The organism is Thermotoga sp., assembly GCF_021162145.1.
Classification (GTDB): Bacteria; Thermotogota; Thermotogae; order Thermotogales; family Thermotogaceae; genus Thermotoga.
This window is the reverse complement of record NZ_JAGGZH010000144.1, coordinates 1-14,650: the sequence shown is the minus strand read 5'-3', so window position 1 is coordinate 14,650 and position 14,650 is coordinate 1. Positions and strand designations below refer to the sequence as shown.

Annotated in this window: 16 protein-coding genes, 1 tRNA gene and 1 pseudogene; 2 read left to right on the top strand and 16 right to left on the bottom strand. The window is 47.3% G+C overall.

Annotation, left to right across the window (positions count from 1 at the left end; all coding sequences use genetic code 11):
• Positions 1–260, top strand: a pseudogene (locus tag J7K79_RS08625) (hypothetical protein); the annotation flags it as partial.
• Here J7K79_RS08625 and J7K79_RS08620 read toward each other — a convergent pair.
• From J7K79_RS08620 to J7K79_RS08560, 13 genes are read right to left on the bottom strand one after another with little or no spacing between them, the layout of a single operon-like run.
• Entirely contained in the window at positions 240–1,088 is an 849-nt protein-coding gene (locus J7K79_RS08620; RefSeq protein WP_296907598.1) for an HD-GYP domain-containing protein, read from the bottom strand. The pseudogene J7K79_RS08625 and the gene J7K79_RS08620 sit on opposite strands and share 21 nt — an antisense overlap.
• A 2-nt stretch (positions 1,089–1,090) precedes the next feature.
• Positions 1,091–3,013 carry a threonine--tRNA ligase gene (gene thrS, locus J7K79_RS08615; RefSeq protein ID WP_296907595.1) on the bottom strand — a complete coding sequence of 641 codons (1,923 nt, stop codon included), beginning with the start codon at positions 3,011–3,013 and terminating at the stop codon, positions 1,091–1,093.
• Positions 3,010–3,495, bottom strand: a complete 486-nt coding sequence (coaD, locus tag J7K79_RS08610; protein ID WP_296907592.1) for a pantetheine-phosphate adenylyltransferase — start codon at positions 3,493–3,495, stop codon at positions 3,010–3,012. The genes thrS and coaD overlap by 4 nt, the downstream gene beginning before the upstream one ends.
• A gap of 1 nt (position 3,496) precedes the next feature.
• A complete protein-coding gene (locus J7K79_RS08605; RefSeq protein WP_296907589.1) occupies positions 3,497–4,126 on the bottom strand; it encodes a metallophosphoesterase family protein in 630 nt (209 codons plus the stop codon).
• The gene (locus tag J7K79_RS08600) at positions 4,126–4,770 is read right to left on the bottom strand and encodes a hypothetical protein (protein WP_296907586.1); all 645 of its coding nucleotides are present in this window, start codon (positions 4,768–4,770) and stop codon (positions 4,126–4,128) included. The genes J7K79_RS08605 and J7K79_RS08600 overlap by 1 nt, the downstream gene beginning before the upstream one ends.
• A 5-nt stretch (positions 4,771–4,775) precedes the next feature.
• The gene (locus tag J7K79_RS08595) at positions 4,776–5,996 is read right to left on the bottom strand and encodes a glycosyltransferase family 4 protein (RefSeq protein ID WP_296907584.1); all 1,221 of its coding nucleotides are present in this window, start codon (positions 5,994–5,996) and stop codon (positions 4,776–4,778) included.
• A 7-nt stretch (positions 5,997–6,003) separates the two neighbouring features.
• Positions 6,004–6,420: a hypothetical protein gene (locus J7K79_RS08590; RefSeq protein WP_296907581.1), complete on the bottom strand. Its 417-nt coding sequence runs from the start codon at positions 6,418–6,420 to the stop codon at positions 6,004–6,006.
• Complete coding sequence (locus J7K79_RS08585) at positions 6,420–6,806, bottom strand: hypothetical protein (RefSeq protein ID WP_296907578.1); 387 nt, start codon at positions 6,804–6,806, stop codon at positions 6,420–6,422. The genes J7K79_RS08590 and J7K79_RS08585 overlap by 1 nt, the downstream gene beginning before the upstream one ends.
• A complete protein-coding gene (locus J7K79_RS08580; RefSeq protein ID WP_296907575.1) occupies positions 6,803–8,011 on the bottom strand; it encodes a S41 family peptidase in 1,209 nt (402 codons plus the stop codon). The genes J7K79_RS08585 and J7K79_RS08580 overlap by 4 nt, the downstream gene beginning before the upstream one ends.
• Positions 8,011–8,796 carry a tRNA (adenine-N1)-methyltransferase gene (locus J7K79_RS08575; RefSeq protein WP_296907572.1) on the bottom strand — a complete coding sequence of 262 codons (786 nt, stop codon included), beginning with the start codon at positions 8,794–8,796 and terminating at the stop codon, positions 8,011–8,013. Before J7K79_RS08575 ends, J7K79_RS08580 begins: the two co-directional genes overlap by 1 nt.
• A complete protein-coding gene (locus J7K79_RS08570) occupies positions 8,781–9,227 on the bottom strand; it encodes a GerMN domain-containing protein (RefSeq protein ID WP_296907570.1) in 447 nt (148 codons plus the stop codon). Before J7K79_RS08570 ends, J7K79_RS08575 begins: the two co-directional genes overlap by 16 nt.
• Entirely contained in the window at positions 9,224–10,090 is an 867-nt protein-coding gene (locus tag J7K79_RS08565; protein WP_296907600.1) for a DUF4941 domain-containing protein, read from the bottom strand. The genes J7K79_RS08570 and J7K79_RS08565 overlap by 4 nt, the downstream gene beginning before the upstream one ends.
• Before the next feature lie 7 nt (positions 10,091–10,097).
• Positions 10,098–11,765 (bottom strand): nucleoside kinase, encoded by a 1,668-nt coding sequence (locus tag J7K79_RS08560; protein WP_296907568.1) that lies wholly within the window; start codon positions 11,763–11,765, stop codon positions 10,098–10,100.
• A 60-nt stretch (positions 11,766–11,825) separates the two neighbouring features.
• Here J7K79_RS08560 and J7K79_RS08555 point away from each other — a divergent pair.
• A tRNA-Gln gene (locus J7K79_RS08555) sits at positions 11,826–11,899 on the top strand.
• Between the two features lie 26 nt (positions 11,900–11,925).
• Here the strand turns inward: J7K79_RS08555 and J7K79_RS08550 are convergent.
• From J7K79_RS08550 to J7K79_RS08540, 3 genes are all read right to left on the bottom strand, one after another.
• Positions 11,926–12,594: a GGDEF domain-containing protein gene (locus J7K79_RS08550; RefSeq protein ID WP_296907566.1), complete on the bottom strand. Its 669-nt coding sequence runs from the start codon at positions 12,592–12,594 to the stop codon at positions 11,926–11,928.
• Between the two features lie 80 nt (positions 12,595–12,674).
• Positions 12,675–14,087: an alpha-glucosidase AglA gene (aglA, locus tag J7K79_RS08545; protein ID WP_296907564.1), complete on the bottom strand. Its 1,413-nt coding sequence runs from the start codon at positions 14,085–14,087 to the stop codon at positions 12,675–12,677.
• A 92-nt stretch (positions 14,088–14,179) separates the two neighbouring features.
• Positions 14,180–14,356, bottom strand: a complete 177-nt coding sequence (locus tag J7K79_RS08540) for a hypothetical protein (protein WP_296907561.1) — start codon at positions 14,354–14,356, stop codon at positions 14,180–14,182.
• Positions 14,357–14,650: the final 294 nt, after the last annotated feature.

Genomic DNA, 14,650 nt, shown 5'->3' with positions numbered 1-14,650 from the left:
TCGCGGGACGAACACAAGTTTACATCTACACACCAGCCGACCAGAACACGGGAAAGACGAGTGAGCTTCAGGATAAACAGGAGGAGATAGAAAGAAAGATCCTGGAGCTTCAAAGGTGTCTTGACCAGGAGACTGATCTTGTGGAGAGAGAAAGATTGAAGGAGGACATAGAAAGATTGAAACTTGCTCTCAGCGTACTGAGAGCGAGTTTCAGGACGCCAGAACTTCTTGTAGGAGCGTTACTCGACAGCCTTGTCTGAGAAGATCTTCAAGAAGGCTTCAACGATCTTCGGATCGAACTTCTTTCCAGCCTCCTCTTTTATTATCTCCAGAGCTTCTTCGTGTGTTTTTGTTCGTCCTTCCCATTCCGACGAAACGAAGTTGGTGAGAACATCGTAGTGATCACAAACGGCTATGATGCGCGCTTCGAGGGGTATCTGCTCTCCTTTGAGCCCATCTGGGTATCCCGTTCCATCCCAGTTCTCGTGGTGGTGCCTTACGATGGGAACAGCGTCCCACAGAACTTCTAGAGAGGCCAGAAAAATGGAACCCATGATCGTGTGATCCTGAGGGTATTGCTCGAATATCCTCAACCTGGTGGGAGTGTAGAGCATCAGTTGTTCGATTCCTATCTTTCCCACGTCGTGAAGCATGGCATACTCTTTCAAAAGGGAAAGCCTTTCTTCGGAGAATCCCAGTTCCTTTCCAACGCGTTCAGCAAGCTTTGCCACTCTTTGAGAGTGACTCCATCCTCGCTCGTCTTCTATTTCCATGAAAGCTATCATCGCCTGAAGGAGACCACTCACCATCCTCCGCACCCAGCTTCCAGCAAGCATTTTCTCGCCCGCAAGGGCGTAAGCCACGATTGTCGGGAGTTCTTTGCTGTCGTCGATCGTCTCCAGAAACTTTTTCTCCCCTTTGTAAATCGCGTAACCGTTTTTCTCTTTTACAACTGAAACACCGGGAAAGGGAATCTTCCTGTTCAGAAAGGCGATATCCGATTCTTCCAGAGTATTCACTTTTGTGTAGAGTCTATCTATCTTCTCCACGATTTTTTCGAAATCTTCTTCCTCGAAAAAACACTTCATCCTCATCCCTCCAGTGTGAGTTCCAGCTTTCGATCGTTCACTTCTCTTTTCAACGCGTCTATGAAATAACTCATTTCCACGTTTTTTATCTCTTTTCCTGTTCGTGTTCTCACGGAGAGTTTTCCGCTTTCGAGCTCTCTGTCTCCCAGCACGATCATATACGGTATTTTCTGAAGCTGTGCCTGTCTTATGCGGTATCCCAGAGTTTCTCTCCGATCGTCCAGAAAGACCCTGAAGCCCTCTCTAGAGAGCGATGCAGCCACTTTCTTTGCCCCTTCACTGTGTTTGTCTGAGATTGGAATAACCGCCACTTGGACCGGTGCAATCCAGGTTGGAAACGCCCCTGCGAAGTGTTCGATCAGTATACCGAAGAACCTTTCCAGAGAGCCGTATATCGCCCTGTGTATCATCACCGCTGTGTGTTCTTTGTTGTCCGGTCCAATGTATGTAACATTGAATTTTTCTGGCATCATGAAATCAAGTTGTATCGTGGCACACTGCCACTCTCTTCCCAGGGAATCCCTTATGTGGAAGTCTATCTTCGGGCCGTAGAAAGCACCCTCTCCCTCGTTCACCTTGTAGGAAAGTCCGGCTCTGTCCAGAGCACTCTTTAAAGCGTTTGTGGCCTTCTCCCATATCTCCTCGTCTCCCATGTGATCCTCGGGCATCGTACTGAGCTCGACCCTGTACGTGAAACCGAACTGGCTGTATATGATGTCGATGAGCTCCAGCACACCAAGAATTTCGTCTTCGATCTGATCCGGTGTGCAGAATATGTGTGCATCGTCCTGGGTGAAAGCTCTCACACGCATGAGACCGTGAAGAACTCCACTCCTTTCGTACCTGTGCACCTTTCCAAACTCGAAGAATCTCAGTGGAAGATCCCTGTAAGAAACTGCTCTGCTCTTGTACACGAGAATGTGACCAGGACAGTTCATGGGTTTCACAGCGTACCTTTCCCCATCTTTTTCTATGAAGTACATATTCTCGGCGTAGTGATCCCAGTGTCCCGAGATTTTCCAGAGCTGCTCGTTCATGATAAAAGGTGTGAAGATCTCCTGGTATCCCCTTTCACGATGAAGTTTCCTCGAGAATCTCATCAATTCGTTCAAAACGGTCACACCTTTGGGAAGGAAGAACGGCATTCCCGGAGCGTAATCGGTGTTCAGGATGAAGAGTCCGAGCTGAGGACCCAGCTTTCTGTGATCCCTTTTCTGGGCTTCTTCGAGGAACCTCAGATAATTTTCGAGATCTTCCTTCTTCGCGAAAGAGGTGCCATAAACCCTCGTGAGCATGGGATTTCTTTCATTGCCTCTCCAGTACGCCCCAGACACCGACAGTAGCTTGAAGTGTTTCACAGCACCGGTCGAAGGGAGATGCGGCCCCCTGCACAGATCCACGAATTCTCCCTGCCGGTAAATTGTCACCGTATCTCCCTCTATCTCCTCTATGAGCTCGAGCTTGTAAGGCTGGTCTTTGAAGATCTCTCTTGCTTCATCCTTGCTGACCTCTTCTCTTTCTACTGGAAGGTTCTCTTTTACTATCCTCTTCATCTCCTTTTCTATTTTTGGAAGATCTTCTTCTGTGAGTCTTCCGTTCTTGATGTCGAAGTCGTAGTAAAAACCATTTTCTATGGTGGGACCTATCCCCAGTTTCACGTTCTCTTTTCCGTAGATCCTCATCACGGCCTGTGCGAGAACGTGCGCCATTGTGTGTCTGTAGAATTCCGGTGCTTCGGGATCATCGAGAGTCACGAAACGTATCCTGCAATCTTTCTCCAGAGATCTTTTGAGATCCCAAAGCTCTCCGTCCACAATGGCACCTATTGCTTTTTTGAACCCAATTTCCCGGGCGATTTTCATCGGTGTTGTTCCCTTTTCATACTCCCTTTCGCTTCCGTCCGGAAGAACCACTTTTATCTTCATCGCCTTCCCTCCTTCAATTTTTCGTACAGTGCCCTGGCCACATCGGGAGGGACCCACTCCGTCACATCGCCCCCGTACATGGCCACCTCTTTTACGAGACTCGATGAGATGAAGGAGAATTTCTCGCTTGCCGCCAGAAAAACCGTCTCCAGCTCGCTGTACAACTTCTTGTTGGCGAGGGCCATTTGAAGCTCGTACTCGTAATCGGTGACCGCCCTGAGACCCCTCACCAGAACTTTTATACCATGTTTCTTCAGATAATTCACGAGCAAGCCCCTGTGAACATCTATTCTTACCCTGTCTACATCCTTCAAAACGGATTCTATCAGCTCTTTTCTTTCCTCCAAACTGAACAGGCACTTCTTTCTTGGGTTTTCGGTGATGAGGACCACCAGCTCGTCGAATATAGACAGTGCCCTCTTTATAATGTCTACATGTCCGAGTGTTATGGGGTCGAAAGAACCAGGATAGACCGCAACCACACTACCATCTCCTGCTTGTACATTCCACCTGGAAGAATGTTCTGTCCTCCACCCTGAAAACCGTGAGTTTCCCACCGTAAACGCATCCTGTGTCTATGCCTATTTTATCCGATGAGAGGTAAGGTTCTGCAAGGGGGGTGTGTCCAAACACCACTATTTTTCCCGGGAGAGGATTTTCACTGTAGATGAACTCATCTCTTATCCACACAAGATCAAAGGGGTCCTGCTCCTCGAGGGGAATTCCTGGCCTCACACCGCCGTGGACAAAGACGAAGTTTCCCTTTTCGTAGTAGTAAATAGTGTTTTCGAAAAAATCCAGGTACTTTTTGATTTCATCGATACCGCCGAAACTTTCCACGGTGCTTCTTGCCCCGTTGAAGTACCAAAGATCACATCCAGAATGATTTTTCACACAGTTCAGAAGCATCTCTTCGTGGTTTCCTCTCAGAAAGATGCATCTGTAATGTTTAGAAAGCTCCATCAAAAATTCCACCACTTCTTTCGAATTTGGTCCTCTGTCAACGTAGTCTCCAAGGAAAACGAGTTCGTCGTCTTTTTCCAGAGGCAGTCTCTCGATGAGATCTTTTAGAGCAAGAAAGCAGCCGTGCACGTCACCCACAACGTACGTCATCAAATGAACCTCCCGTACATCATCCAGTTCCAGATCGCAGATATCACCACACCCAAAGCGGGGCTCAACCACCACCTCACGTCAGGTCTTCTGAACTTCCAGAGTCTGTACAAAAAACCTAGAACGAGGGAAAGAAAGGCGAGAGTCTCCCTTCCTGCAAGCAGGAAAACGAAGAAAGCCAGTCTCTCGGAGATACCCTCTATGTCGGATATCTTCGGATCACCAGGTAAGAAGTTTCGGAAAAGATAGGTTATAGCTACGGAAACAGCGTTCATTCCAAGAAGATAAAAAACGAATACCGAAGTCAAATAAGAGTTCGCGAAAAGATCTTTGATGGAAAAATTCAGGATCAGAAACACGACAAAAAGGGAAAGCTCCAGTAAATCTATCGCTCGCTTTTTTCCTCTTCTGTGCAGATACGTTCTGAGGACATCTCCCACCAGGTGAACCACCACTGCCACAAAGAAAACAATCGTACCCCTCGGTGATTTAAGCACAACATCGAAGGTGAAAGCCAGGATGGCAAACACAGACCAGATCATGTGGCCTATCAGTTTCCACCCTGTGTACTCTCTTATCTTCGCGTTGTTCGTGAATCCGTGATCGGCTACCACGTGACCGAGAAACAGATGAAACGGAAACAAGCAGATCACCTCCAGATCCTTTCCTCCAGTTTGGAGAAGAAAGCTTTCAGCTTTTCGAACTTCACAAATTCCTTTATCATGAGGGAGGCGTTTATCTCAAGAGGACCTTCCTCTATCGCCTCCATGTATATCTCCTCCAGCTTTCCAACGAAGCGGTCCACGGACCACTCCCTTTTGACGAACTCTCGCCCTTTTCTGGAGAGTTCTTTTCTGAGCCGAAGGTTCATCAAGATTTCGTTCAAAGTTCTGGTGAAGCTTTCTTCACTCTCTTCATCCAGAAGAATCGCTCCCTCACAGCCTTTGAGAACGTTTTTCACCCCCTTCCACTTCAGTGCCACAACCGGAAGGCCGGCGGCCAGCGCCTCCAGAAGCACCAGCCCCTGTGTTTCCGTTTTCGAGGCAAACACGAAGACGTCTCCCAGTTTGTAATACCTCGGTATCTCCTCGTGGTCAACGTAACCGGTCACGATGAGGTTCAAGTTCTTTTCTCTGGCGATCTTTTCGACTTCTTTTCTCTCGGGTCCATCTCCCACCATCACAAAACTCATGTCTGGAGAATTCAATCTCTCGAAGATTCTCAAAAGGAAATCCACGTTCTTTTCTTTTGCTATCCTTCCAACGTACAGCACCACCTTCTTTCTTTCCAGCCCCAGCTTCTTTCTGAGATCTCCCACCTCTGCCGATTCGAACTTTTCGACCTCTATTCCCGTTGGAAGGACCTTGATGGGCCTCTTTACCCCATAACTTTCCAGTTCTGCTTTTATATCCTCAGTCGGCGCGATCACCACGTTCACCAAGTTACAGAACCACGCGCTGAAGTGTTCAACCATTCTTTTTGGAGGAGTGAAAGGTTTGGGAATGTAGTGTCTGTACTCGGGGAGGAGTGTGTGGTACGTATGGACGTGTGGGAGTTTCAACTCTTCCTGGACCTTCAGCGCTTTGAACCCCATGAAAAAAGGCGAATGGCTGTGCACCACCTGAATTCTTTCCTTTCTTGCAAAATTCAGAATCTTTCTGGTCGAGGCAATGGAGATTCTGTGCTGTCTTTCTGGAGGAAAGGGGATACTCTTTACCACGAGGACGTCCTTTTCGTCCTTTGGTGCAGAGGGTGCCACCACGAACACTCTGTGCCCTCGGTCCATCAATTTCTTTTTGTAAAGTCTTATGGACGTCGCCACTCCGTTCACCTGGGGTGCGTAAGTGTCGCTGAACATACCGATATTCATGCTCCATTCACCTCATCCACGAGGAGATCTTCCAGATGAAAAAGGAAAGAGCGGGGATCCTAATCAAAGCAGCGAAGATCAACTTTTTATCCATTCTGTAGAAGAAAAGAATAGAAGCAAAAAACAGGATTAAAACGGCTTTTCTTGGATCCAGAAACATGGAAAGAAAGGGTAGAAAGATGTAGGTAGAAAACGACACCATCATCTCGCTAGGAGATCTGCCAGTCATCATCTTGTAGACACCCGACACTATCAGGGAATAAAGAATGAAGCAGAGGAAAAGTTCTGCCACCTTCAGAGAAAACCTCAAAGAGTTGTACACCACCATGATTTCGTTCCAAAAGCCAAAAATATTCACAGAAAACACCGTGATCGGTACCATAAAGGAGAACTTTTTCATAGAGTCGTCCAACTTCACACGCATCACTTCACCTTCAAAATGAAGTACATACCCTCCGCGAAAAAGTACTCAACGTTTTCTTCTGTCTTTTCGACGGATACACTCTTTCCTGTTTCTCTCTTTACCACCTTCATCGCTCTCTCAAAATTCTCTCTGTCCTTGAAGACGAACGATTTCCATTCTGGGTGGTAATCAACAACCTCTACTTCTTTCAGAACCTCGTTCACCAGAATGGATGTGTTCAACTCGCTTTTAATCTGCTCAGTGGTAGATTCCCAGGGGAGGCTCACACCAACACCAAAAGAAGGAAGTCTTGTGAACTCCTTCCTTTCGGTTTTAAAGGACAGATCCGTCAAAAATAAAATCAGAGATGCCACCAGCAGGATCAGAAGAAAACCATTTCTCGTCATTTTATTTTCCCGAGTAGAACTTTCAGGCCTTTCTTTATGAACGGATCCTTTTCTGGATCTATCTCTATCTGTTCTCTTGTCTCTGCGTGGAGCTCTTCTTCCACCTTTTCCTCAACCACAACATCTGGTTCTATACCTATTTTGTGTATGTCCTTTCCCGAAGGTGTAAGATAGTGTGCCGTGGTCAAAAAGAGCATTCCGCCGTTGCTCAGAGGAAATCCTGTCTGGACTGAACCTTTGCCGAAAGTCTTTCTCCCAACTACGGTAGCGATACCAAGGTCCTTCAGAGCACCTGTTAAGATCTCAGATGCCGAGGCCGAGCCTTCGTTCGCCAGAACCACTATCGGCACGTTCGGATAATTGTTTCCGTAAGACTCGTAAACGTCTTCTTCTCCAAAGCCGTTTCTCACTTTCAGAATCACACCCTTGTCAACGAACATACTGACGATCTTCAACGCAACATCGAGATACCCTCCCGGGTTATCCCTCACGTCGACGATCAGACCTTTTACACCTTTTTCGAAGATCTTGTCTAGGGCGTTCTTCATGTCCGAGTCTGCCTTCTCACCGAATCGGGTTATTCTCACATATCCAATTCTTCCCTTCTCCGTTTCTATGAACGAATAGAGCACCATCTTTATCTCTATCTTCTCCCTGACAATGGTGAAGGTGAGCTTTTCTCCATCCCTCAAAACCTCTATCGTCACAGATGTCCCCGGCTTTCCTCTCAAATGATTCACTGCTTCCATGTACGTCATCTTGGACACCGGTGTTCCGTCTATTGTTATGATGAGATCTCCTGCCTTCAACCCGGCTCGCCAGGCCGGTGTTCCGTACATGGGAGACACCACCTTTATGGCACCGTGCTCTGTGTCGTAGGTCACCTCTATTCCCAGGCCACCGTATTCTCCCTTCATCTCTATCTGGTTTTCCCGGTAGGTTTCCGGATCCTGATAGTAGGAGAAATCATCTCCTGTTCCCTTCACAAGGCCGTCTATAGCATGATCTATAAGCTTGCTGATGTCCAGCTTGTCTGCCTCGTAGTAGTAGTTCAGAATGTAGGAAAGAGAATCGAAAAATGGTTCCAGCGCCTTGTTGACTTTCTCTATGGTGAGGTCTGTTTTAGTAGATCCACCGAGGAGAAGCGTGAGAATCAACGCCAGAGCACTGATGATGATGAACCTGGAAAGTTGATTAAGCTTCATCATATTTCCTCCTTTCTACAAACCTTGGTGGCAAATATCATGTAAGCTGTGTGTGCGACCATTCGGTCCACAGGTCTCAACCTTTCTGGAACAGGCTTGTAAGATCTGAAGAGGCTTTCCCATACCTCTACTTTCACGAAGGGAAGTTCGTAGAGCCTCTTCAAAGTTTCCTGAACCTGATTTGTGGTGGGGCACACAGTTGCGAATCTCCCACCACCTTTCAGGGCATCCCAGCATCGATCCACGTAGTTCCAGGGATCTGGCACGTCCAGGAACAGTGCGTCCACGTCTTTCTCGTCGAATCCTTCGGATATGTCCCTTACCTTTATTGTAACTCTTTCGACCAACCCCCAGTTAGAAAGATTTCTTTCGGCGAGTTTTGCGAACTCTTCCCGCCTTTCATAGGCAAAAACTCTTCCGTAGCTCCCCACAGCCCTTGCAAGAACGGCGCACATTGCACCGCTTCCGACACCTGTGTCGATGACTCTATCACCTTCTTTAACGTCCAGCATCATAACGATGAAAGATGAATCTTTTGGATAGACGATCTGGGTTCTTCGCTTCATGTTCATGATCTCATCGATCAACCTGGGTTTCAAGATGTAGCCTTTTTTTCCAGCCGACGTTCTTATGAGATCTCCTGCTCTTTTCTCGAGAATTTCGTTGAGGTCAATCACACCAAGGTGTGTATGTAGCTTTTTGTCCTTCTCCAGATCGACCAGGAATTCGCTTTCGTCTTCAAAGGAAAGGAGGATCCTATCTCCCGGTTTCAATGTATCGGCCACTTCTCCCACACCTCTCTCGGAAAGCTGAATCTGATGTCCACGTGCTCCACCAGAACGTTTCGTTTCTGACCGTCCACGAGGATGTACACGTTGTTCACGCCCTTCACGTTCAAAAAGATCGTGTAGAGCACCTGGTGGAGAAAATATCTCTCCGCTTCAAAGTCCATTCCCTTCAATTTTTTTCCGTAGAGGTCTAGGATCAGATAATCTCCGACGAAGAAGTAAGCTCTCAGCACGTCCTGAGGAACAAAGCTTTTCAATCCCGAAGGGGGCGATGAAAGCGCTTCGAAGATTTCAAGGACAGGATTTTCCTTTGCTTCTATCACCTTGACAACGGGTAGAAGTTCTTCGTTCAGGTAGCATATCTTCAGCTCTGTTGAAAAGGCTACAACTGCTATCAAAAAAGTCGCAAAAAAAGCATATCTTTTCATTTTTTCATCAACCTCTCAATGACATTCAGAAATTCTGGCATGTCTTCCTTTTGCCTCAGAAGAACCACGACCCCGGTGACTCCAACGGGAATATCGTATATAGGACACTCTTCAATCCTGTAACCCATCTCGTTTGCTATTTGCTTTGCTATCTTCAAGGAGTTCGAGTAGGCTGGAAGATCGAGTCCGTTCAGGTCTTTGGAAAAGCTCCTCACGATCACCCTTCCGTCACCGTAACCTACCAGGAAGACCGTACCTTTTTCGAAGGGATCGACTCGCTCTCCCAGGGGCTCCACCACGTATCCACCTGCTGTTCTGAGCTTCAGCAAAATTCTGAATTGGCCATTACTTTCAGCAGTTTTTTCAACCTCAACTTCCTTTTTCTCAAAGAGCACATCACCGGGTGCAACAGGTTCTCCTCTGAAGTTGAGCCAGTCTTCTGCCACTATCTTCATTTCGCCATCTTCCTCTACGTTGAAGCACCTTTCACCTTCGTAGTTCACAACGATCGTCCTACCGATTTCCTCTATGGAGTTCACGCAGCATGTTATTATTCTGATCTTTCCATCGGTCTGTACGTAGTCTACGCCAAACAGTTTCAGAGTCTCTGCAGGAACGCCTGAGCTCGGTAATTTGTTGTTGTCGAGGATGTAGAGATCTTCCACGTTGGCAAGAACGTGGCCATTGTACTCCAGATACCTGAGACTTCCCACCGTTCCTGTGGACGGTGGGGTGGTTTCGAAGATATTCGAGTGTTCCACCAGAACCTGCAAAAACTCGTCGAAATTCAGCGAAGTTGCATCCAGCGTCAAGGTACTCGCCAGAGAAGCGGTGAAAGAAAAAATCAGAATCAACGAAAGCACTCTCATTTCAGTATTTGAAGATGCTCCTTCCTATGAACTCCCTCAAGATCGATTTGTCCGGAATGTCTTCTACGTTCGTGATCGGCAAGAAGAAATCCAGAAGTTTCAGAAGTCTCAGTGCTTCTGAGTATTCCGGTGCGTCTTCTGGAACCTGAACGAGCAAAGGTTCAGCGAATATCCTGAGCACGGGTATCTCGTACACCAGAGCAGAGTTGAACATGATATCTGCCTCTTCCTGATAGGGGAAGATGTTTCTTTCTTCTCCTTTTCTAACGTTTGGCCACATCTTCAACGTATCGTGTGCGGTGTGTCCCCGGAATTTGTAGTCCCTTACGATCCTTCTGATAAGGCGCGTGTCCGTTGTTGTGACTCTGTTGTGATCATCTATGTTCAGCTGTGTCAGGGCACTCACGTATATTTTAAACTTCTGCTCCTTTGGTATGGAAGCCGTCAGTCGCTCGTTCAGGCCGTGTATCCCTTCAACGATTATGATGTTGTCCTTTTCGAGTTTGAGGGTAGGACCTCTCATTCTCTTTCCGATCTTGAAGTTGAACCTGGGAAGTTCTACTTCTTTCCCCGCAAGAAGATCCTGGAGATGCCTGTTGAAGAGGTCTATGTCAAGGGCTTCGATCGAGTCGAAATCATAGTTTCCGTTCTCATCGCGAGGTGTTTTCTCCCTGTCCACGAAGTAATCGTCGAGGGAGATGGCAACCGGCTTCAATCCATTTACCCTCAACTGGAGAGAGAGCCTTTTGGCAAAGGTGGTCTTTCCCGACGACGACGGACCTGCTATCAGGACAAGCCGCTTTCTTTTGTCCTTCGTTATCTCGTCTGCTATGTCCGATATCTTCTTCTCGTGAAGTGCCTCGGAAAGAAGCATGAGTTCAGCCACCCTTCTCTCACCATGAGCGATGATGTCGTTGAGATCTGATACGTACTCGATCTCCAGAACACTGAGCCAGCGTGCATATTCGAGAAACACACGGGAGAGTTTTGGCATGTGTATTGTTGGAAGCTTTCCAGTTTTCGGATCCGGGTGAACGAGCACGATTCCTTGGTTGTAGGATTGAACGTCGAAGATGTCTATTCTGCCGGTGCTGGGTGGAAGGTATCCGTAGAAATAAGCCCAGAATCCATCGCAGTGGTAGAGTTTCACGGTTCTCTTCTTTCTGTACCTGAAGAGTTTCACGGTTTTTGCGAGGCCTTCCTTTGAAAGTATCTCTCTGGCCTCATCCTTGTAGAACGTTCTCTTTTCTATGGGAAGGTCCTTCTCCACGAGTTCTTTCATCTTCTCTTTAATGGAGAGGACCTGCTGATGGTCGGGAACGATCAGTCTGCCTTTTTCATAGATCTCGCAGTAGATACCTTTCCCAAGAGAGTGAAGCACCTGAAGCCTCCAGTCTGGATTCAGTTTTCTTGCAGCAAGACTTGCTAGAAAGACGAGCCCCCTCTGGTATATCCTGAGCCCGTCCTGGTCGGTGAGATCTATGAAATCGAGCTCTCCACCTCTGTCCAGTGTTCTGAAGAGCTCCACTATGCGGTTGTTCACTTTCGCCGCCAGTATCTTGTACTTGAAATACTTCTGATATTCCTCGGCCAATCGAAAGAGATTCTCCCCTTCTTCAAGGATGATCTCCCTGTTGTCCAATCTGGAGCGAAGAACGACTTTGCGCACACCAGCCCCCCTCCTTGAAAAGGTTCACACACGGTGGTAAAATTATAGCACGGAAAAGGTTGGGGCGTAGCCAAGCGGTAAGGCGGCGGACTTTGGATCCGCGATCGGTGGTTCGAATCCACCCGCCCCAGCCAAAGAAAAAGCCCCCTTTTTGGGGGCTTCACTTATTTCGAATTTTTTTCGATTGCTTCATCCCGTACATTCTACTGTCTGCCAGTTTCAGAGCACTCTCCAGAACCTCGCTGGGGATCCATCTTTTGAGACCATAAGATATGGTAATATCTCTTTTTCGCAGTTTTTCTTCGATTCTTTTCATCACCTTCTTCGCATCCTCTTCATCTGTGTTCAAGATCAGTAAAAACTCGTCTCCCCCGTATCTCACGACGATATCGTTTTTCCTCACAGACGATCTCAAGACGCTCGCCACCTCTTTGAGCCTTTCGTCTCCTGCGAGGTGGCCGTAGGTATCGTTGAATTTCTTGAACCCATCTATGTCCACCATCACCAGTGTGATCGCCTGATCACTGGGCCCTGCTTTTCGCATCTTTGGTAACCACTCCTTGTAGAGAAAGTGTCTGGTGAAAGCACCTGTGAGAAAATCCCTAGTTGCCGTTTTCTTCAGAAAGCTTAGGAATCTTCCCATCGTAAAAAGTGTGAAAAACACTGATATGACCAAAAGCCAGTAACTCTCCAGGGCTATTCCCAGCCCCGATAGGAGGTAGACTGAATACAGAAGGAACTTGTGAGATTTTCTAATGTACCCCCTCACGCTGGAAAGGGCGTGAACGGATATCACAAACAAAGCAACCAACAAAGCGATCTTTTCCATTGTGTAACCCCCAGTGAGCTGATCGCTTCAATTAGAACATATTGGTCTATAACAATCGTTAAGGGAAGGTTTCTTATGCTTTAGAATCTTTCGTAGTACCTTCTTATCTCTTCGTTGAAAGGAAGGTTCAAGATCTCATCCAGCACTTTCACAACCTGTTCGTAGGATCTTGTTCTTGGGTCTCTGATGAGGATCTCCTCGAGCACCTTCCTGTCTTTTGACACGAACGCCTCCAGGTTCCACTCCATTCTCAGGATCCTCGGCCACAGATAGAAGATCTTGATCCTGTGTGTGAGGTCAGGTTCCACCTTCTCCCTGTGTATCCCCTTACTGTCCACCCAGACCGGTAGTTCCATCACCAGATCGTCAGGGAAATCCTTGAACGTTCCTTGGTTTTCCACGTTTAAAAAGAGTCTCACACGTTTGTTGTTCGCTATCGCGTTTATGAAAGGAACGTGCTGCTCTCCACTCATTTCTCCTTTCCTGAAGATCTCTGGAAATTCCTCTGAAAGCTTCACAGCCGGGTTTTTCCGAACTTCTTCTGCGAGTCTTATAAGACGTTCCCTTGCTTTCCTGAGTTGTTCGTGGAACTTTGGTCTTTCCACCTCGTTATCTATTCCACCAAACTTTCCAAACCATTTCTTCTTGGTCTCAAGGTTGTAGTGGTACTTCCAGGTACCGTTCCTCACCGTGTCTCCTATCGGGAGCATTCCATAGAACCTGTACATATCCATCGCAGCGGGAGACATCTGTATGTCCCAGGGATTCTTCGGCCTCCACTTCGAAAGCTCTTTCTCTATCCACTCGTCGAGGAGTGGGTACGCATCCTTCCCCCTGTACCTGAACCTGTTCAGCCAGATTCCATGATTCACTCCTGCCACCTGCCAATCCGCTTCCTTCGGATCGAGTCCGAGTCTTTCAAAAACTTCGTAGACCCCGGCGACTCCATGGCAGAATCCCACGATGTTCGCACCTGTCAATCTTCTCACTGCCTGGGTGATCTCAAAAACAGGGTTGGCGGTCTGCATCAGATACGCCTTCGGTGCCATCTTTTTCATCTTCTCTGCGATCTCAAGAGCGAGTTTTAAGTCGGGATAAGACGAAAGAACGTAGGTGTAAGTGGAGACCATGTTCAACTCCTGACTGTCTATTCCCCTGTAGTAGCCATGTTTTTCTCCCACTTTTGTGACCTCGTCCCATCTTTGAGAACCGCTGTCGTGATACCTTGGATCGTAGGGGTAGGCGGTGTTTATGATGAAGTCTGCACCTTCTATCGCTTCATCGAGATTTTCTGTCTTCACTATCCTAATGGGAGAGTTCAACTCTTCCACGTACTTTTTTGCCAGAATGTAAGAAGCGTTGAGTCTTCCTTCATGAACATCCATCAAATAGATATGTGTGCCCTCTTTAGAGAGTTCTTCTGTCTGGGCGATGTCTCCAACAAGTTGAAGTGCGAATCTTACACTCCCCGCTCCGATGATGGAGATCTTCATATCCATACCCCCTCTGTGTTAAATTCGTTTCTGAGATGAATTAATTCTAGAAGAAATTCTATCAGTTCTCGGATGTGTTTCCAGAGTTCTCATCAGGTTCGATCACAGGAGAAGATCCCCGCCACAGAAAAAAAGAGACTCGAAACACCCCCTCTTTCATCATCTCCACTGAGAATGGCTCCCAGGAAAGGAACGAGGATTTTCAGGTAGAGGAAGTAGAGTTTCTCGATGAGTTCATCGATACTGGGGGGAAGGAGTTCAAGAATCACGAGTCTTCCAAAGAGTCTGGTCCTGTGATTTCCAGATCTGGAGCTTTTCTCCTCAAAAGTCTGACAGCATCTCTGGTTCCTGTAGTAAAATCAAGGACTATCTTTCTGACCTCCTCTCCGGGCTAAAGCCCAGGAAGTTCCTGAGGAGCTTGGTCATACGACCCTTATCCTCAGAGGCCGGGTCAGACGGCCACTAGCCCCTATGCCTTTCTGACACTCAGGGTTACTTTTCCAGTGTTCATCCCCAAAAGCCTTTCTGGCAATGTTGATTGCGGCATTTATATCTGCATTTAC